This is a genomic window from Shewanella sp. SP2S2-6, assembly GCF_031931965.1.
GTDB classification, from domain to species: Bacteria; Pseudomonadota; Gammaproteobacteria; order Enterobacterales; family Shewanellaceae; genus Shewanella; species Shewanella baltica.
In genome coordinates this window covers 11824-29859 of sequence record NZ_JAUOEQ010000048.1, presented here as the reverse complement: position 1 = coordinate 29859, position 18036 = coordinate 11824, and the positions used below count along the sequence as shown (strand labels likewise).

The following is an 18036-nucleotide window of genomic DNA, read 5'->3' as shown; positions in this document are numbered from 1 at the left end:
ATTTGATGATGAGACAGTCAGACTGATCTACTGAAAACCTTACGGAGGCATAGGCTCATTACGAAGCCGCAAGGATGATAAGGACAGTAGAAGCAGATATCCATCAGGGCCAGAGGCATACCTCAATAACAGGCCGAATATATGGGTGCAATGAACTCTTCTCAAAATCGCTATCGAATGTCTTGCAAACCGGATGGGTCCATATATGCCGCCGTCGAGCCCTCAGGGATGAGTTTATGGCGTGTCACTGGAATGACAGTGCTTAATCGGAACTCACTAAATATGCACAAGACAATCAGCTCCCGCTTTTCATAGTTGACATATAATGTCATCCCGCTATGATGCCGACACCACAGGTTATATAAACAAAGATCTTATAAATGAAAAAGTTATTAATTATGTTTGCGATGTTTTTTGCGGTTAGCTTGGTTGCTAGTCCAGTCGCAGAAGCGAAAAAGTTCGGCGGTAGTAAGTCTATTGGCAAGAGTCACCAAACAGCGCCTGCTCAACCAGCGGCGACTAACACACCGACTACGGCACCAGCGAGCGCGCCGGGCAAGAAAGGTATGATGGGCGGCATGTTAGGCGGTTTATTAGCGGGTGGCTTATTGGCTGCGCTGTTTATGGGCGGTGGTTTTGAAAATATTCAAATCATGGATATTTTGATAATCGGTTTGCTGGCATTCGTACTATTCAAAATTGTCCGTACTGTAATGGCCTCAAAAGCGGGGGCGCAGCAAAGACCAGCCTACGCGGGAGCTGGCCAACCCAATCCGAATATGCAGCGCCAACAGACTGAACAAACAGGTTTTGCCATCAATACAAACAGCGGCAGCAATGGTTTTGGTCAAGCGACAAGCGCAGTTCCTTTTGATTTGCCAGCCGGTTTTGATTTACCCGGCTTTTTGGAAGGTGCTCGTAGTCACTACAAAACCTTGCAATTGGCGTGGAATGAAAACGACTTAAGCAAAATCCAAGAGTATGTTTCGATTGATCTTTACAATGAACTTAGCAACCAACGCCGCGAGTTAGTTGGCGATCAGCACACAGAAGTGATGTTTTTGGATGCAGAACTTGTCCGCGCCACACACAATGCCAATCTTGCGGAAGTGAGCGTTAAATTTAGCGGCCGCTATCGTGATACCGTTGAAGGCGTAGAAGAGGACATTAAGGAAATCTGGCATTTAGAGCGTAACGTAACGCAAGCCAATTCACCTTGGTTGATCGTTGGTATCGAACAGTAATCTGCGCGTCTTCAAAAGCAGCCTTAATCTGTTAATAGCTAAATAAAAATCCCCGCACTTAGCGGGGATTTTTGCTTTTTAAAGGGTTACACAAATTGCCTGATGGCGATCGCGATAATCAGTACTGGGCACACATACTTCACGTATCTTGGCCAAATGCGCCAGAAGAGTCCTGTGGTATCGACACCCTCTTGTCCACGAATCGCCTTGAGTAATTGTGTTTGGCGCCAAATCCAACCTAAGTAAATCGCAATGCCGAGGGCGACCAGCGGCTGGGCGATTTGGGTGGTGAGCATAATAGTGAAGCTAAATAGCGTCTCAAAAAATACCGCCAGCAATAGGGATAATGAGGTCAGTAATAGGCCGATGATCAAGGTGGCGCGCTGGCGGCTGAGTTTGAATTTTTGCATCACATAGCTAGTCGGGACTTCGGCGATGGAAATGGCAGAAGTCAGGCCGGCGATGATCAGCAGAATAAAAAACACCACGCTAATGATGAGGTTGGCCGTGTCACCTAAGGTCGAAAATAATGCGGGTAAAACAGTAAACACCAGCGCATCTGAGTCGAGTAGTTTGCCCTCAGCATTAAAAATCTGCACGCCATTGTGCTGGGCCACATACATGGCTGGGATGATTAAAAAGGCGGCGAGAAAGGCGATGCCGCTATCGGTAAAGGCAACCCAGACGGTCAGCTTGGCGATATTCTCTTTTTGGCTCAAATAGCTGCCATAAACCATCATGGCACCTGTGCCTATGGTGAGTGAGAAGAAGGTTTGTCCGAGCGCACTGATCAAGGTATCTGGCGCCAGTGCCTTGGTAAAGTTAGGCGTTAATAGTGCGGTAATGCCTTCGCTCGCGCCATTAAGGGTAAAGATATACGCCACGCCCGCGATCAGCATGATCAACAACAACGGCATCAAGCGTTTCGACCATTTTTCTATGCCTTCTTGCACGCCTTGCAGCAATACCAGAAACACGAGTGTACTAAAGATCAGCGTGAACACCAGATTGCGCGATAGCGAGAAATCCACTAACCAAGCGGCGGTATCGTTCGAGCCCAAAGCCGTGGCAATCGGGGCGATGGCGTAGCTGACAAACCAGCCAGAAAGAATGCTGTAGAAGGTATAGATTAATCCCGCAGTGACGATGGAAATCAAACCTATCGCCTTGCCTAAATTGCGAGTTAGGGTGTTGAAGCCGAGTTTGCCCATGGCATCGGCGGGGTTGGTCTGTCCGTGGCGACCTATCATGAGTTCGGCCATTAACATGGGAATGCCTAGGATGAAAATCAGCACTAGGTAAACCAGTAAAAAGGCACCGCCGCCATGGGTGGCTGCTTGGGTAGGGAATCCCCAGATGTTACCTACACCAACGGCGCTACCAGCTGCCGCCATGATAAAACCTAAGCGTGAGCTGAAGTGGTTAGTCGAACTTGTATTGGCCGATTGCATTGTGCCTCCCGTAAAAAGAAGGCGTATCTTAGGCGGATAAATAAGAAGTTCAACGCAATTTTAGTGCGTTAAAATGATGTTAATCGGCAATTTGTATTCCAAATTTACTGATATTTTGGTGTTGTGTTTCGTCAGCAGACTTTATGCGAGACTATATTGCGAGTAGCGATGACTCGCGACCTCACTTTAGCGAATAATTGCGATGATAAAAATGCAATGAATTGTGATCTTATGGTCAAAAAATACCGTATGGCAGGAGCTTAGTGGGTATTTTGATGCTATGACTTTACTTGAGCCACGATTGTGACTGGATAAGTCTGAGTCATGTCGCAGCACTTTGTGTTTGAACGCCGTATCTTTTACATAGCCTATGGTTGAATGGTGATATGGCTTAAGGGAATGGCCGTGTGGTCTTTGACCTTTTTCAACACAAAGCTGGAATGCACACCTGCGATATGCACATTGGTCGTGAGTTTATCTAACAGGAAAGTGCGAAAGTGCGCCATATCTTGCACTAACACTTTGAGTTGGTAGTCGGCTTCAGAACCTGTGATCAGCGCGCATTCTTGGACTTCTTCGTAGGCCAGTACATTGGCTTCAAATTGATTAAGAATTGCTGGCGTGTGTTTTTCCATCCGCACATGGATATATGCGGTCAAATGCAGGTTGAATTTATCCGCCGACAGACGCGTTGCATAATCGGCAATATAACCCGCTTCTTCTAGGGCTTTAACACGGCGCGAGCAAGGGGACGGCGACAGGCCGACTTTATTGGCCAGTTCGAGGTTGGACAATCTGCCGTGGGTTTGCAGTAAACGCAAAATGGTTAAATCGAGTTGATCGAGTTTGTATGGGTGAGTTTCTGTCATCGAAAGCTTAGGGTTAGCTGGGTCAGCCCCTAGTTTGCCAGCCTTAGCCAAGTTTGCCAAAAATCTTGAGTAATCAGGTTGTAAAAGTTGGGGGAGTGATCACCTTTACTGACTGTGAGTGAGGGGCGCGCTGTCTGGATCTCCCACCATTTACCGCTATAGTTATAATACTAATAAGAGTGAGACACTGTATGCGCTTGAGTTTGCTGTTAATCTGCCTATTAATCTTACCGACGTATGCATTTCCTGCCTCGATAACCATTGGTAGTGCGTTAAATCGCCCACCCTATATTATCGAAGATGCCGAATCGGGACTTGAGATTGATATTATTAAGGCCGCCTTTAAGGAAATGGGCCAGTCAGTTAACTTTAAATTTTACTCTCGTAAGCGCCAAGTTTTATATTTCAACAAAGACAGATTAGATGCCGTAATGACCATGAACCCTGCAAATGGTGTCGATGGCTATTGGTCCAATGATTATGTCGACTATACCAATGTGGTGATTAGCTTGGCTACGCAACACCTTGAAATAAAAAGTATTGCCGATCTAAAAAACTACAGTATTGCGGCCTTTGAGAATGCCCGACTATTGCTCGGCGCTGAATTTAATGCCGTAGCGCAACAGACGATTTATCGCGAAGTTGATACTCAATTAAGCCAAAATCGTATGTTGTACTTAGGCCGGATTAATACTGTGATTGCCGACCGTTATATCTTCACTCAATTGAATCGGTTTGTTGAGCCCAATATCGACACCCAGCAAGCATTGAGCTATCACTTTATTTTCCCGCCGACATCCTATCGCATGGTATTCCACAACTCAGTGGCGCGGGATACTTTTAATCAAGGGCTGGCAAAAATTAAGGCCAATGGGATTTATCAGACCTTAGTGGTCAAATACTTAGGCAGTGCTTAGCAAGGCCTAAGTATTTGAGCGAAAGGCTGAATCGAGATGATCAACTACAGAGGTTAGCGTTCAGGAATTTTCACAAGCGCTTGCGTGAGAGGGCGTATTTTACTGACTAAGAATACGCTCAAGCTGCTGATGAAGGCGGCTAAAAAGGTCGAAAACAACACATCTTGTGGCCAGTGCATCCCTAACAGCATGCGGCTTAATCCCATCAAAAATCCCCAACCCAATAATACCAATGCAACGCTAGGTAAGCCTGCGAGCAGCAGATAGTAACTGGCGGTGAGCACCAGCGTCACAGCAAAAATGGTATGCCCAGAAGGGAATGAGTAGCCGATTTCATCTTCCCAATGCTGGTGAATGCGCGAGTCGAGCTTCATCTCAGGCTCCGTCACTTTTAAGCCATCGAGCGCAGTGGATATTGTCTTGGAGCGCCCTTGTTTATCCAATTGATAAAAGGCATCGAGTGAAAGCTGCTCGTTCGTAGGCAGTGCTTGCTCAGCCAAAAAGACCAGATTAGGTCTGGGCTCTTTGAAATAGGATTTGAGCGTATGGCTCACACTTAAGCTAATGACTTGGCTGAGACCTATGGCTAAAAACAAATTCATAAAGAGAGCTTTAGGCATAAGACGATAGGCGATAGCCAGCACAAACAACACAGTGGCTACGCCATAGGGCGCCGTGCCCGTCATGGTAATCCAATATAAGGTTCGGGCTAAGTGAGAATGCAGATCGATCAGTGGGAACAGCTGATTCTGGGTCAGTAACAGTAAGCCAGGAATGCTTGCCAGCAATAACCAAGCAAAGCCTAAACGGCGGAAAAGATAGGCGCTATGGGTCAAAATATAAGCCTCTTGATAAACGCCATAGGCTACAACGCGGCAATGGCTTTGCCAATAAAAAAATCCCGACAGCAAAAAGTGGCGCTGTCGGGGTCTTCAAGGGCGGATCGGTTGGGCGCTGTTACGCCGTGTTCTTGGGTTGATGCCTTGTGACAAACATCAAAATCAGTAGGACAACTAACAGTAATCCTGTGCCCATCAGCAGGGCGTAATCTTCAAGTTGCAGTATCGAGTACAGCACGGCATATAAACTCACCAGCATAATGCCTACTATCGCACCGCGCTTGATGCTTGCAGTAGCACTGCCCACGTAGGCGGATACCGACAACACGGGAATACAGGCGGCAATTAAATAGGCATGCAAGAAGGCTAAATGCTCAGACAGCGACAGCAGTAGCAAATAGAACAAGGCCATGGCGCTGCCGACTAACACATATTGAATCGTGCTGAGACTGGTTTTTTGCCCAAGCTCAAAAATGAACAACATGATAAAAGTCAGTACGATAAACAGCAGGCCGTATTTCACTGAGCGTTCAATCTTGCCATAGTGAGTCACAGGTTCGAATAAAATCGCATTGGCCGATACTTCGGTCAGACTCGATTGATTACTCTTAATGAACTCCTGCGGATAGTTACGGGTTAAGTGACTGATATTCCAACTCGCAGTAAAGCCCTGCGCGTTAATATCCCGCTCTGCAGGTAACAATCCCTTAAAGCTGGGGTGTGGCCAGTCGGCGTGAATGTTAATTAAGGTTTGCTCACCCAGTGGCAGGGCGCTGATGGACTGAGAACCGCGCAGTGTCATCGCAAAGTCCACGCTAAAGTCACTCGCCTCGGCGACTTGTACGCCTTGGTTGAAGCCCTTTTCTAAGCCGCCAGTGGTGCCTAATCCTGTGCCGGACATCAGTGAGCCTGAAAGCGTGACCGCATCACCCGTTAATTCAAGTTTATCTACTTTATCAATGGCTTGATTTGATGAAACTCCAAAGGCGAGGCGCGCATTTTTATTGTCAAAGGCAATGAGGTTAGGGATTTCATAATGACTTAAACTGAAATCTGCCTTGCCTTGCAAAGTAGCGTTGTAGACTAAGGATTGATAAATCCCGCGAGTACGAAAGTCATGCTTAAGATCTAAATCGAGCTTGAGTTTTTTTGGCAGTATGACTAATTCATCTTGATAGGTACGCTTCACTTGATGGCGATTTTTGCCATCGGCGCTGACTTCTTCCTGCATCACAAAATAGCTATAGGGAATGACAAGCACAGGTCCTGAGAGCGTTTGTTGCTCGCCCCATGAACGGCCAATTTCATCGACAACACTGTGGTACAGGGCTTCGCGATCTGAGGTCATGTCCATGATGATCCCTAATGGGATCAAAGCTAAGATCGACAGTATGCCTATGGTTAACGCTTTCAATAGGGTGGTGTTTTTGGCGAGTGGTGTCCCTTTGCTGTGTGAGGACTGTGCCTGTGGCGATTCCATGTCTATTCCTTGATTTTGATTAAATTTTTTGAGGAGTGCGCGCACCACTAAATAGGCCGCGCCACCAAATAAGGCCAAACTAAGTAGGGTGAGTACCCAGAAAATAATACTGAACATTGGATTTCATTCCCTATGAAATACGACCGAGACTTAACCGCTAAGATTGTGCTGAGTTAGCTCGGTATCACGGCGGGTATTAAAACAGATTTCCCCGTAAGAGTTGCGGGCAAGTTGCTGATCAATAGTGGCAAAATTATGGCAATTACCGCTAAATCTAAACTCATTTATCCCGTTTATAAATCTGAGAGTGGGGTGTCTTTGCCAAATTTGGGGTGTTTTTTCTCGTAGTCATCTTCTTTTCGAATGTGCTTAAGCAGTGCTTCGAAGCTTTGCTTAAAGACGTCAAGTTCGGCGGAATAGACTACGGCATGGTGGGAAAACCAGTGCTGTTTTTCCCGCTCACGGTTACTGTAATCGGGCCAAATACGCAGCTCATACTCATCACCTATGACGACAATGACATAGGCGATGGCGCCATTGCTAAAGATGATGCATTGGGGCAGATAAACCAGCTCTTCACCTTTAAATAACTCATACCAGATTGCTTCGGTGCGCCAACTCACTATCGGTAGCGGCGCTTTGATAGAGCAACCAATGGAATGATGTTGATTGAACAATACGGCGTTAATGTCATCCATTGAAAAGGGCTGGTGATCGCCATTTTTAGCGGCAAGTGAATACAAGATATTCATTAAAAATGGCAGCTTAGCGCCATTGCCCGTTTTGCGGCCGCAGAGTTGTGCTTGGCGATAGTAGAGATTCATCATCAATCCTTAATGAGGCGTCAGCGCGCGGTCGGCGCTACCTTGAGCCGTGTAACTCACAAGGCTGTAAAGCGATAGCCGTTAAGTTATAAATGGCTTATGTTATCCGAACAGCGCGCTGCATGAGCTGGTTTGCGGTGTATTTTAGGGGCTCATTTGAAAGATACAAACTACATCAGCATTTTTTAGAATCTTAGTTTTGTCTGTTGGGCTTAGTGTTTGCAGGTTTTACCTTAGGAAACGAGATGTCTAATCCCTTTTCACCCCGCGAATGGCTGCAATTAACGATGCAGCAGCAAGGATTATTGCAGCCACAGACCTCGGTGGCTGAGACTATCTCGCGCCTCAGTTATGTGCAAATCGACTCGATTAATGTGGTTGAACGGGCGCATCACCATGTATTGCATAGCCGTATGCCTGGATACCAGCCGAAGATGCTCGATTCGGCTTTGGCTAAAGGTGAGATTTTTGAATATTGGTCCCATGCGGCGGCTTATTTACCGATTGCCGATTACCGGTTTAGTTTGCAACGTAAACAACAGTTGCAAAATGGCGGTAAGCATTGGTTTGAATCCGATGATAAAGTGATGCAGGAAGTGCGGGCGAGAATCCTTGCAGAAGGGCCGCTCAAGGCCAGTGATTTTGAACACAGTGAAGGTAAAAATGGTGCCTGGTGGGATTGGAAACCTGCGAAAAAAGCCCTAGAGCAGCTCTTTATGCGTGGTGAGCTGATGGTGGTGCGGCGAGAGAAATTCCAGAAGGTTTACGATCTCACTGCGCGGGTGTTACCACAAGACATAAATGCCAAAGCACCGACAGAGGCTGAATTTACCCGCTATCTGATTGATCGTTATCTCTATGCCCATGCCTTTGGTACTGCGGCGCAAATAGCTTATCTCCGCAAAGGCTTAAAATCAGCAGTAGCCCAAGAGCTGGCAGAGATGCAGTTACAGGGGGGATTAGCGAGTTTTAAGGCGGCGGGGCAAAGCTACTTTTACCACCCTGCATTGCAGCTTAATGCGCTATTACCCAATAAAGTCTGGCTGCTAAATCCCTTCGATAATTTATTAATCCAACGACAACGGCTGAAGCAATGGTTTGATTTTGATTATCAAATTGAAGTCTATGTGCCCGCCGAAAAGCGTCGGTATGGTTATTATTCTTTAGCGATTCTGTGGCGCGATACTTTTGTCGGCCGCGTGGATGTGAAAGCCGATCGCCAAACGGGCATCTTGTTATTGCAGCAATTGACCTTAGAAGCGGGCGTGATGGTGAATGGCCTAGATGAGGATTTCTGTGCTGCATTTGATATCGCCGTCAGTGAATATGCCCGCTTTAACGGTTGCGATCGCTGGAAGTTAGTTAAAGCAAATCATAAAGGCCTTAAGCAGAAGTACGCACGGCAACAAAAGTGTTAGTCATCAGTCGCTTTAATTGGAATGTCCATAAAGCGAAAGCAACCATAGAGTAAAATGAGATACAGCAGTGGCAAGGCTGCGGTGACTAAGGGTGACGAGGCTGTGCTATCGCTTGCGATGCGATAGCAGGGAATATATATGGCAGGATAAGCTAGGCTGCCCCACAGAAAACACTGATTCATTAATCGAGTGATAAAAGCGGGTTTGATACTTGATTGACTGGCCAGTCCCATCAAACTGGCGAGGAGTACTCCGGGATAAGTGAGTAGCGGCAGGCCACCAAGCAGGAGTAATGTCCAGCGTATTAGGTTCTCAAAAGTCGTCAATTCCACTGCGGTTTCCATCACGCTTATCGTCTTCCCTCTGTTGATGCTTTACCTCAATTACGCAGGCTTGCTGGTCTATTTTGCGGGTCTATATTGAGCTACGATCCCGTTGCATTTTGAGCCAGAATCCCTGTTGGCAAAGGTTACTGAAGGATTTCTGCTGCGGTGAAATAACGATTCCGCTCGATGCTATCACCCGATAGTTTATCCAATAGTCTTCGCAAACACTGTCTGATGCCGCCTCAATCATGAGTTGATCTTGTTCGGTTTGCTGGCAGATCACCACGCCATTATCGAAGTGATACAGCGTTTCTATTTCATGAATAGTGAGGTCGTCATCTTGATAGCTATGGCTTTTACTCGAATGGCTCACTATCGACACTAAGCTTGGGTATCCGTGAATCGCAAGAATATAGCTGGCGAGTTGCTGCATTGTTTCCCCAAGAGACGCACTGCTCGAAGCGTTAAAAACAATAAAGCACAGTTACGCTTTCGCTCACCGTGCTTTATTCAATATGCGTAACGTAAGTTAGCCCGCAGCGTTGAGCTTTTTTTCTAACTCATTGACTTGAGCTTGCAGCGCTTCTAACTTTTCGCGGGTTTTCAGTAGCACATGTTGCTGCACATCAAATTCTTCACGGGAAACCATATCCAACTTGAGTAATTGATTTTGCAGAACTTGCTTGCTGCGCTCTTCAAATTCACCGGCAAATTGCTTCAGACCGCTGGGCAAACTTTCGCTCAGCTGTTTCGCCATTTCTTCAATTTTCTTTGGATTGATCATTATCTTGTCCGCCTCTTCAATGAATAGCTCGATTGTAACTCAGTGCGTTAGGTTTCAAAAGTAAAGCTAACGCGCCATGGCTTTAGTGAGTCGTTGTTGAGGCTTAAATCACGGCCAAGCATGCCTATTGGGTTGAGTTCTGCTCAGACCAAGCGGGGATTTGTTAGCCTTAAAACCGCCGATTCTGCTATGATCCCATCCCTTTCTGTCGACTTGTTTGGATATTGCGCAAAGATGAAACTCAATCCCGCCCAAAACGATGCTGTTCATTATGTTTCAGGCCCTTGCCTAGTATTGGCGGGTGCGGGCAGTGGTAAAACGCGCGTCATTATCAATAAAATCGCTTACTTGGTCGAAAAGTGCGGCTATAAGGCGCGCAATATTGCGGCGGTGACCTTCACCAACAAGGCTGCCCGTGAGATGAAAGAGCGGGTCGCTCAGTCCATGGGACGCAAAGAGGCCAGAGGCCTGTGGATTTCAACCTTCCACACCTTAGGGCTTGAGATCATTAAACGCGAGCATAAGGTCTTAGGTTTAAAACCGGGTTTTTCGCTGTTTGATGATCAAGATACCTTAGCGCTACTCAAAGAGTTAACCCAAGACGAGTTAGATGAGGATAAAGATTTACTTAAAGCGCTCGCCAGTACGATTTCAAACTGGAAGGGCGGCTTAATTATTCCCGAGCACGCACGCAAAATTGCTAAAGATGAGCAACAGCACTTATTTGCTATGTTGTATCAGCGTTATGCCCAGCACATGAAAGCCTATAACGCTTTAGATTTTGACGATTTGATTCTGATGCCAACCTTATTGTTGCGACACCATGAAGAAGTGCGTACCCGCTGGCAAACCAAGATCCAATACTTGCTGGTGGATGAATATCAAGATACCAATACCAGCCAATATGAAATGGTAAAGCTGTTAGTGGGTGATCGGGCGCGCTTTACCGTAGTGGGTGACGACGATCAGTCCATCTATTCATGGCGCGGCGCTAAACCACAAAACTTAGTGTTATTGGGTACGGATTTTCCGCAGCTTAAGTTAATTAAGCTCGAGCAGAATTACCGTTCTAGTCAACGGATCCTGCGGGCTGCTAACATTCTTATCGCGAACAATCCCCATGTTTACGATAAAGCGCTCTTTAGTGAGCTTGCCTATGGGGAGCCGCTGCGGGTGCTATTTGCCGCCAACGAGGAGCAAGAGGCAGAACGTGTGGTCGCGGAAATTGTGCGACACAAGTTTGTTGGCCGTACTCAGTTTGGCGACTATGCGATTCTGTATCGCGGCAACCATCAATCGCGGTTACTCGAGCGCGCGCTGATGACGAACCGTATTCCTTACAAATTGAGTGGTGGCACGTCATTCTTCGCCCGTGCTGAAATCAAAGACATCATGGGCTATCTAAAGCTGGTGGTGAATCCCGATGATGATAATGCTTTTCTGCGCATCGTTAACTTGCCTAAACGTGGCATAGGCCCATCGACTTTAGAGCGCTTAGGTAATTTCGCTAATGAGAAGCATATTTCTATGTTTGCGGCGATTTTTGAGCCTGAACTCAATCATCATTTGCCGCCGGCGGCCATGTCATCCCTGTATCAATTCGGTCGTTTCATTGTCGAGACCGGGGATCATGCAGAGCGCGGTGAACCTGTCGAGGCTGTGAAGCATTTGATCCGTAAGATCAATTATGAAGATTATCTATACGAAACCAGCACGAGTGCCAAAGCCGCTGAAATGCGGATGAAGAATATCTCAGAGCTATACCGTTGGGTAACTGAGATGCTCGCAGGTGATGAATTAGATGAGCCAATGACCTTGCCTGAGGTTGTGACTCGACTGACGCTCAGAGACATGATGGAGCGCAATAGCGAGGACGAAGGCGGCGATCAGGTGCAGTTGATGACCTTGCATGCTTCTAAGGGCTTAGAGTTCCCGTTTGTGTTTATGGTGGGAGTGGAGGAGCGGATCTTGCCTCATCAAACTAGCATAGATGAAGACAATGTCGATGAAGAGCGTCGCTTAGCCTACGTGGGCATCACTCGGGCCCAGCGAGAACTGTGGTTTACCCTCTGCCGTGAAAGACGTCAATTTGGTGAAACCATGCGTTGTGAGCCGAGCCGTTTCTTACTTGAGTTACCTCAAGATGATGTGGTGTGGGAAAATCGTAAACCACAGCAAACGGAGCAGGAGCGGATGCAGACAGGGCGAGCCAATATTTCTAGCTTAAGGGATATGTTTAAAAAATAACGAGCGTTTCGCTTACTGTTATTTAAAGTCAATCGCTCGGGTTTTATCTAGGCATATTCGAGCTGAGTACAGATCTGTGATTGGGTGTCACTTAAGGTAAAAGTGTCGGCTAAAGCAGCCCCCTGACCCAGCTGATAACCCAGTTCACTGAAGATACGTTTTTGTTCAGGACTATCAATACCATCGACAAAGGTTTGCAGTTCTAAGGTTGATGCCGTTTTTTGATAAGCGGACATTAATTTAAGCTGCTGTTCAGCGTGTATCTGTTTAGTGAGATTGGCGTCGAGCTTTAAGCCTTTAATCGGCAAAAACAATAAGCTATTTAATGCACTATAGCCGCTACCGTAATGACTGATACCGAGTTTCACCCCGAGTTTCTGCAACAATTCAAAGCCATTGATATGATTTTCAGTCTCCTGCACTAGCGCTTTTTCATTGAAGAATAACCACAAATGGCTCAGGTTTAACTGAGTTTGCTTGAGGGTGTTTTTCAAACTGCGCAGTACATGCTTATGCTTGAGATGTTGGCTCGAAAGCATCACATGTAATTCAATAGATTCATCATGTTGCTTGAGCAGCTCAATATAAGTGCGATCTATTATGCTGATCGTATATTTATCGAGTTCAACGGTAAGATGTGATTGTTCAGCAAGTGCACTGAGTTGTTCTTGTTGTAAAAGTCCACGCTGTGGATGTTGCCAGAACAGACGGCTTTCTAATGCATGCACTTGACCAGTGTTAAAATCGATGACAGGTAAATAACTGAGTTCGATTTCGGCATGGTGTAATGCCTGTCTAAATTCTGTTTCTAACTCGACATCCTGCATGACTTGATGTTGGGCGTTATCATCAAAAATAACATAGCAACCCTTACCGTTGGCTTTCGCTTGATACATGGCTGTATCTGCGTTACGCAACATAGATTCACTGGTATCGACTTTATGTTTACCACTGATGGTAATACCTATACTGGCGCCAGAGTTAAATTCCATCGTGCCGAATCGATAGGGCTGGGATATTTTTTGGATCACTCTTTCTGATACGTCTCTTGCGTCGTTGATGTTGTTAATACTATCGAGCAGGATGACGAACTCATCGCCACCCAGACGCGCTAAAGTGTCGTTATCACGAATGCAGGACTTGAGGCGGCTTGCAGTCTCAATTAAGAATTTATCGCCTTCTAAGTGCCCCATAGTGTCGTTAATCTGTTTGAAGCGGTCGAGATCGATAAAGAGCAGGGCAAACTGTTCTAAGCTATGACGACGGACGTGCTTAATGGCTTGAGATAAGCGTTCCATAAACATAGCGCGGTTAGGCAAGCCTGTGAGCGCATCATGTTTAGCGTCGTGAACTAGCTTAGCTTCCATACTGCGGCGTTGTTGAATTTCTTTTTCAAGGTTTTGATTGAGTTCGGCTAACGCTTTTGTGCGGTCGATGACTTTTTCTTCTAGCTCTTCATAACTGCGTTGCAAGGACTCTGCGGACAGTTTCTTCTCAATAGCAGAACCAATGTGTTGCGAGACAAATGTCAGTAATTCTAAGTCTTTGACTTGGTAATTTTGCGTCATGCTAAAACTGTAAATCGTCAAGGCACCACGTACTTGATCATGGATAAAGAGGGGGATGCCAATCCATTGATGCATAGTTTGAGTGTGGTTTAACGCTGGCGCTTGGGAATACAATTCGCCAGAGGCAATTAACGCATTGATACTATTTTGATCTAACAGTAATGGGCGCTTATGTTTGAGTACATATTCGGTTAAGCCATCCTGTAGCGGCCGAGTTCCTGGATGCTTATTGGCTAATTGCGAGACATAAAAGGGGAACGTGAGATGAGTTTCTGTGTCATCCAAAAGCGCGATATAGCAATTGTTGGCGGGAATGAGGTGTCGAATGACATTATGCAATTGGGCATAAAAGTCTGGGTTGTCGGCACTGGAACTGGCTAGTTCGGCAATTTCGAACAGTGATTTTTGTAAGCGCTCAGCTCTGCGTCTTTCATAGACTTCTAGTTTTAATTTGTCGTAGGCTTGGCTGAGTTCTCTGGTTCTTTGCTGGATGGCTTGTTCTAATTGTTCCTGATGCTTGAGCCGTTCCATTACTCCTGATATATGGTGACAAATGAAGGTCATCAACTCGAGTTCGATTTCCCCATAGCTGACATTTGTGTCGTAGGTTTGTACGACTAACACTCCGGTTACTATGTCATCGTGTTTAATGGGCACGCCAAGCCATAAATGGCAGGGAGAACCTAAGTTAACGATTTCCTCTGCGGCAATGAGTTCATTGACTTTGTCATTATCACATAACAAAGCCTTACCCGTTCTAAGAACGTAGCCCGTTAATCCCTGCTGTAATAATGTTGATAAGGATTGTTCAGGATAAAGCTCCGCAGGATGCGCATCTTTCTCATCGGCGAAAAAAGGGATAGCAAGCTCGCCAGTGCTGACATCGAGGGTTGAAATAAAAAAATTATCAGCGGGAATGAGTTGTTTTAGGTGGCTATGCACACCGACATAGAATTCTTCGAGTGAAGAAGCATGGGTCGCAATATTGGATATTTCGAGTAATGCGTTTTGAATGATCTCAGCATGCTTATACTTATGCGCTAATTGTTTTAAGCGAATAATTTTTTTGCGTAAGCGTTCAGCTTCATTTATACGAGGCTGGCCAGTTTCATCTTCATCCTTAAACATGATACTCACTAGTTAAATATAGGGTTGTTTTTACCAATCTCTATAATTAGCATGAAATACTGTAACATCCAAGCCATATTTTGGCTGCATTTTGCTTTAAAAGTCAGCTAATGTGATAAAACTTGAGCAGTCAGTAAAAAAAGTGCAAAACAGCTATAGACTCAAAGGGGATTTGACCCTAGTATATGCGGCGCTAACCAAGGCGAGCGCCCATAGCTCAGCTGGATAGAGCGCACCCCTCCGGAGGGTGAGGCCGAAGGTTCGAATCCTTTTGGGCGCACCAATTCCGAACAGAGTTGTGAGCTTTTAGGTTAGCAAGATAAGTGAAAGTCAGTGGTGATTGTAGCTCAGTTGGTAGAGTCCCGGATTGTGATTCCGGTTGTCGTGGGTTCGAGCCCCATCAGTCACCCCATTTCGTTTGCTTTGATATAAAGATTGATATTCTCGGTGATTAGCGCAGCCCGGTAGCGCATCTGGTTTGGGACCAGAGGGTCAGAGGTTCGAATCCTCTATCACCGACCAAATTCTTCGCATAGCTAGCGAGCTTAATGTAAGTTAAGTAAATAGTGAACAGTTTACGGTGATTAGCGCAGCCCGGTAGCGCATCTGGTTTGGGACCAGAGGGTCAGAGGTTCGAATCCTCTATCACCGACCAAATAAGTAAAAAAGCCTCAGCATTCTTAATGAATACACTGGGGCTTTTTTGCATCTGCGGTTTGCTGTTTGTATCTTGATTGGTATTAGAAGCCTTATTGCCAGAAAGCAGAGGTCGAATCCTCACTCTTTCAGCGCATCGACCAAATAAGTAAAAAAAGCCTCAGCATTCTTAATGAATACACTGGGGCTTTTTTGTATTTGTGCAATGTAGCTTCATATAGAAATTGTTTATGCGTTTGCTTAAACTCTATGTAGGCAATACAGATGTCCAACGGTATCGATATAGCCATTCTGTCGTTAGAAAAGTAAAAAGCTCCTTACGGAGCTTTTTACTTTTAATATCACTTCTTAATTTGGCTTAATCAAGATTCACCGGAGGGGCGATAAAGCCCTGATAGGCATCTGTTCTAAGCTCGTTAAAGCGCTCTAGCTGAGCTTGTTCTTGAATACCCGTCACTATGACTTGAATATCTAATCCTTTCGCTACGTTGATTAGCGCGCGGCAGAGCTCACTATTATGGTGTGTCTCATCATAGTAGGCGAAGGATTGATCGAGTTTTACATAACTCGGTCTTAATTCCTGTAGATAAGACATAGAGCCAAACTGGCGGCCAAAGTGGTCAATGCCGAACTTAGCACCATTATCACGAATAATGTTACATAAGTGCTGACACGACTTAAGATCGCTATAAACGCCTGCCTCAGGGATTTCGAAGCAGATCCGCTCAATAAATGCGGCATTACGTAAGAAGTGATTGAGCCACTCATGGAACTGAGGATCGTTAATACTTTGATGGGTTAAGTTAATCGCGAGCGGTTCATAGCTACGCTCTAGTAGTTTTTGCTCGTAGACGGTTTCAATCAAGCATTTATCGAGCAAGGCACCGAGAGATAAGAGCTCGATATAAGGCATAAATTGCCCTGCATGGGCGAGTTGATCGCCGAGCTCTAATTGGCAATATAATTCCCGCTGCGCTATGCCATCGCCATCGCAAAACTGGATAGGTTGCCATCTAAACTTAAACTTCTTATTACTGATGGCATGGCTAAGGTTATCCCGCCACTGTTCACGGGTGAATAGTTGCTGCTCTGTGGTTTCAAACCAATGGAATGTTTTATTCTCTTGTAACGCTTTTTGAAGGGCGTTGTCGGCTTGGGCCAAAATATCCGACACATTCATTTGCCCAATACGCTCCGCAATACCAATCGCAAAGTCTTCATTAGGCTTACAGCCCGCCTTCGACATTTCTTGGTTGATGGTGCGGATAAGCGTTTGTAAATATTTGCTGATTTGATCGTGTTCAACATCAGTCACTAAAAATGCAAATTCATAGGCGGCAATGCGGCCTATAACAGACGGTGTTATTTCGTTTAACTGCAGCTGAAACTTCTCTGCTAAGATCCGTATGGTTTCATCTCGAACTTGGTAGCCATATTTGCTGTGCACTTCTTCGAGCCAGTCGAGTTTAGCAAGGAATAACGCGCCGCTGCTAGGTTCACTCAACCAACCATTTAAACGGCTCACCACATATTGGCGGTTAGGCAGGCCTGACGCAGGATCGACAAGATTCTTCTTACGTAATGCGCCGACTTCTTCGTCGAGGGAATGAAACACTTGCTTCAACTGCGCCGACATACTGTTAAATGCGGTCACTAAGTCTTTCAATTCAGTGGTCTTAGGTAATGCCATGTCTGGGCCAAATTGGCGTGCCGCAATACTTTTCGCGTGTTCCGACAAAGTGTGTAGAGGTTTCAATATCCACGTTAAACCAATTCTTGCGGTAAAAATGGCTACGAGGAAAAGTAGTGAGAAGGCAATGATCGTATTGGACATGATTCGCCACAGCTCATGGTAACCAAACCCAGGATGAGCGGTGATCTCAAGTTGCGCGAGTTGCAACCAGCCAGAAGTGATAGTGCTTTGTTTTTTGATGGTTTTAAATAGATTTAAATTGATAAACCATTGAGGTACATCTTCAATTCTTAAAGGGTTATTCCACTCTTGTTGCTTACCATCCACCATCCATGTCAGCTTTACATTTTGATAATAGCCACCTTCGAAGATGACATTCACTAAGGTTTCTGCCGCTGCGGTATCGCCAGCTTGAAGTGCTGGAGTAAGCATTAGACCAAGTGAAGTGCTGGCATTGTTTAGATCTGACTCCATTTGCTTGGTTAAAAAGCTTTGAGTCTCAGTAAATTGCACATAGCCAAGGCTTGCAACTACGAGCAAAAATAGGCTAAAAAGCAGCGAATAAATCTGTCTAAACAGTGTCATTTTTGG

Annotated in this window: 14 protein-coding genes and 4 tRNA genes; 8 read left to right on the top strand and 10 right to left on the bottom strand. The window is 45.7% G+C overall.

Translation table 11 applies throughout. From position 1 onward, the window contains the following. Nucleotides 1–380 precede the first annotated feature (380 nt). On the top strand, nucleotides 381–1244 hold the full coding sequence (locus tag Q4Q57_RS20485) for a TIM44-like domain-containing protein (protein ID WP_311891881.1): 864 nt from the start codon (nucleotides 381–383) through the stop codon (nucleotides 1242–1244). Between the two features lie 86 nt (nucleotides 1245–1330). On the opposite strand, the gene Q4Q57_RS20480 is transcribed toward Q4Q57_RS20485, so the two are convergent. Then, the gene (locus Q4Q57_RS20480) at nucleotides 1331–2695 is read right to left on the bottom strand and encodes a sodium-dependent transporter (RefSeq protein ID WP_311891880.1); all 1365 of its coding nucleotides are present in this window, start codon (nucleotides 2693–2695) and stop codon (nucleotides 1331–1333) included. A gap of 368 nt (nucleotides 2696–3063) precedes the next feature. Continuing rightward, nucleotides 3064–3564 carry an Lrp/AsnC family transcriptional regulator gene (locus Q4Q57_RS20475; protein WP_006083449.1) on the bottom strand — a complete coding sequence of 167 codons (501 nt, stop codon included), beginning with the start codon at nucleotides 3562–3564 and terminating at the stop codon, nucleotides 3064–3066. 191 nt (nucleotides 3565–3755) lie between these two features. Here Q4Q57_RS20475 and Q4Q57_RS20470 point away from each other — a divergent pair, with 191 nt between their 5' ends. Beyond that, nucleotides 3756–4481, top strand: coding sequence for a transporter substrate-binding domain-containing protein (locus Q4Q57_RS20470; RefSeq protein WP_311891879.1), 726 nt, complete (start codon nucleotides 3756–3758; stop codon nucleotides 4479–4481). Between the two features lie 53 nt (nucleotides 4482–4534). On the opposite strand, the gene Q4Q57_RS20465 is transcribed toward Q4Q57_RS20470, so the two are convergent. From Q4Q57_RS20465 to Q4Q57_RS20455, 3 genes are all read right to left on the bottom strand, one after another. Then, on the bottom strand, nucleotides 4535–5317 hold the full coding sequence (locus Q4Q57_RS20465; RefSeq protein ID WP_311891878.1) for a phosphatase PAP2 family protein: 783 nt from the start codon (nucleotides 5315–5317) through the stop codon (nucleotides 4535–4537). A 121-nt stretch (nucleotides 5318–5438) separates the two neighbouring features. Beyond that, complete coding sequence (gene creD / locus Q4Q57_RS20460) at nucleotides 5439–6917, bottom strand: cell envelope integrity protein CreD (RefSeq protein ID WP_311891877.1); 1479 nt, start codon at nucleotides 6915–6917, stop codon at nucleotides 5439–5441. A gap of 176 nt (nucleotides 6918–7093) precedes the next feature. Next, complete coding sequence (locus tag Q4Q57_RS20455; RefSeq protein ID WP_311891876.1) at nucleotides 7094–7624, bottom strand: hypothetical protein; 531 nt, start codon at nucleotides 7622–7624, stop codon at nucleotides 7094–7096. A 245-nt stretch (nucleotides 7625–7869) separates the two neighbouring features. On the opposite strand from Q4Q57_RS20455, the gene Q4Q57_RS20450 reads away from it, so the two are divergent. After that, nucleotides 7870–9042 carry a DNA glycosylase AlkZ-like family protein gene (locus tag Q4Q57_RS20450; protein ID WP_311891875.1) on the top strand — a complete coding sequence of 391 codons (1173 nt, stop codon included), beginning with the start codon at nucleotides 7870–7872 and terminating at the stop codon, nucleotides 9040–9042. On the opposite strand, the gene Q4Q57_RS20445 is transcribed toward Q4Q57_RS20450, so the two are convergent. From Q4Q57_RS20445 to ubiK, 3 genes are all read right to left on the bottom strand, one after another. Next, nucleotides 9039–9386: a hypothetical protein gene (locus tag Q4Q57_RS20445; protein ID WP_259483709.1), complete on the bottom strand. Its 348-nt coding sequence runs from the start codon at nucleotides 9384–9386 to the stop codon at nucleotides 9039–9041. The genes Q4Q57_RS20450 and Q4Q57_RS20445 overlap by 4 nt on opposite strands. 70 nt (nucleotides 9387–9456) lie before the next feature. Next, entirely contained in the window at nucleotides 9457–9801 is a 345-nt protein-coding gene (locus tag Q4Q57_RS20440) for a hypothetical protein (RefSeq protein WP_259506386.1), read from the bottom strand. A 96-nt stretch (nucleotides 9802–9897) separates the two neighbouring features. After that, complete coding sequence (ubiK, locus tag Q4Q57_RS20435; protein ID WP_006083441.1) at nucleotides 9898–10152, bottom strand: ubiquinone biosynthesis accessory factor UbiK; 255 nt, start codon at nucleotides 10150–10152, stop codon at nucleotides 9898–9900. A gap of 234 nt (nucleotides 10153–10386) precedes the next feature. Here ubiK and rep point away from each other — a divergent pair, with 234 nt between their 5' ends. Beyond that, nucleotides 10387–12399 carry a DNA helicase Rep gene (rep, locus tag Q4Q57_RS20430; RefSeq protein WP_311891874.1) on the top strand — a complete coding sequence of 671 codons (2013 nt, stop codon included), beginning with the start codon at nucleotides 10387–10389 and terminating at the stop codon, nucleotides 12397–12399. Between the two features lie 47 nt (nucleotides 12400–12446). Here the strand turns inward: rep and Q4Q57_RS20425 are convergent, their stop codons facing one another. After that, nucleotides 12447–15095, bottom strand: a complete 2649-nt coding sequence (locus Q4Q57_RS20425) for a diguanylate cyclase domain-containing protein (protein WP_311891873.1) — start codon at nucleotides 15093–15095, stop codon at nucleotides 12447–12449. A gap of 206 nt (nucleotides 15096–15301) precedes the next feature. Between Q4Q57_RS20425 and Q4Q57_RS20420 the strand changes: the two genes are divergently transcribed. From Q4Q57_RS20420 to Q4Q57_RS20405, 4 genes are all read left to right on the top strand, one after another. Next, a tRNA-Arg gene (locus Q4Q57_RS20420) sits at nucleotides 15302–15378 on the top strand. Nucleotides 15379–15431: 53 nt separating this feature from the next. Beyond that, nucleotides 15432–15507 (top strand) — tRNA-His (locus Q4Q57_RS20415). Nucleotides 15508–15540: 33 nt separating this feature from the next. Next, nucleotides 15541–15617: transfer RNA gene (locus Q4Q57_RS20410), tRNA-Pro, on the top strand. Between the two features lie 56 nt (nucleotides 15618–15673). Beyond that, a tRNA-Pro gene (locus tag Q4Q57_RS20405) sits at nucleotides 15674–15750 on the top strand. 360 nt (nucleotides 15751–16110) lie between these two features. On the opposite strand, the gene Q4Q57_RS20400 is transcribed toward Q4Q57_RS20405, so the two are convergent. Beyond that, a complete protein-coding gene (locus Q4Q57_RS20400) occupies nucleotides 16111–18030 on the bottom strand; it encodes an EAL domain-containing protein (protein ID WP_311891872.1) in 1920 nt (639 codons plus the stop codon). Between the last annotated feature and the right edge of the window lie 6 nt (nucleotides 18031–18036).

What these genes read in the sequence shown, in the direction of transcription:
- Q4Q57_RS20485 (WP_311891881.1), top strand. Translation starts at nt 381, where the DNA reads ATGAAAAAGTTATTAATTATGTTTGCGATGTTTTTTGCGGTTAGCTTG.
- Q4Q57_RS20480 (WP_311891880.1), bottom strand. Translation starts at nt 2,695, where the DNA reads ATGCAATCGGCCAATACAAGTTCGACTAACCACTTCAGCTCACGCTTA.
- Q4Q57_RS20475 (WP_006083449.1), bottom strand. Translation starts at nt 3,564, where the DNA reads ATGACAGAAACTCACCCATACAAACTCGATCAACTCGATTTAACCATT.
- Q4Q57_RS20470 (WP_311891879.1), top strand. Translation starts at nt 3,756, where the DNA reads ATGCGCTTGAGTTTGCTGTTAATCTGCCTATTAATCTTACCGACGTAT.
- creD (WP_311891877.1), bottom strand. Translation starts at nt 6,917, where the DNA reads ATGTTCAGTATTATTTTCTGGGTACTCACCCTACTTAGTTTGGCCTTA.
- Q4Q57_RS20455 (WP_311891876.1), bottom strand. Translation starts at nt 7,624, where the DNA reads ATGAATCTCTACTATCGCCAAGCACAACTCTGCGGCCGCAAAACGGGC.
- Q4Q57_RS20450 (WP_311891875.1), top strand. Translation starts at nt 7,870, where the DNA reads ATGTCTAATCCCTTTTCACCCCGCGAATGGCTGCAATTAACGATGCAG.
- Q4Q57_RS20445 (WP_259483709.1), bottom strand. Translation starts at nt 9,386, where the DNA reads ATGGAAACCGCAGTGGAATTGACGACTTTTGAGAACCTAATACGCTGG.
- Q4Q57_RS20440 (WP_259506386.1), bottom strand. Translation starts at nt 9,801, where the DNA reads ATGCAGCAACTCGCCAGCTATATTCTTGCGATTCACGGATACCCAAGC.
- ubiK (WP_006083441.1), bottom strand. Translation starts at nt 10,152, where the DNA reads ATGATCAATCCAAAGAAAATTGAAGAAATGGCGAAACAGCTGAGCGAA.
- rep (WP_311891874.1), top strand. Translation starts at nt 10,387, where the DNA reads ATGAAACTCAATCCCGCCCAAAACGATGCTGTTCATTATGTTTCAGGC.
- Q4Q57_RS20425 (WP_311891873.1), bottom strand. Translation starts at nt 15,095, where the DNA reads ATGTTTAAGGATGAAGATGAAACTGGCCAGCCTCGTATAAATGAAGCT.
- Q4Q57_RS20400 (WP_311891872.1), bottom strand. Translation starts at nt 18,030, where the DNA reads ATGACACTGTTTAGACAGATTTATTCGCTGCTTTTTAGCCTATTTTTG.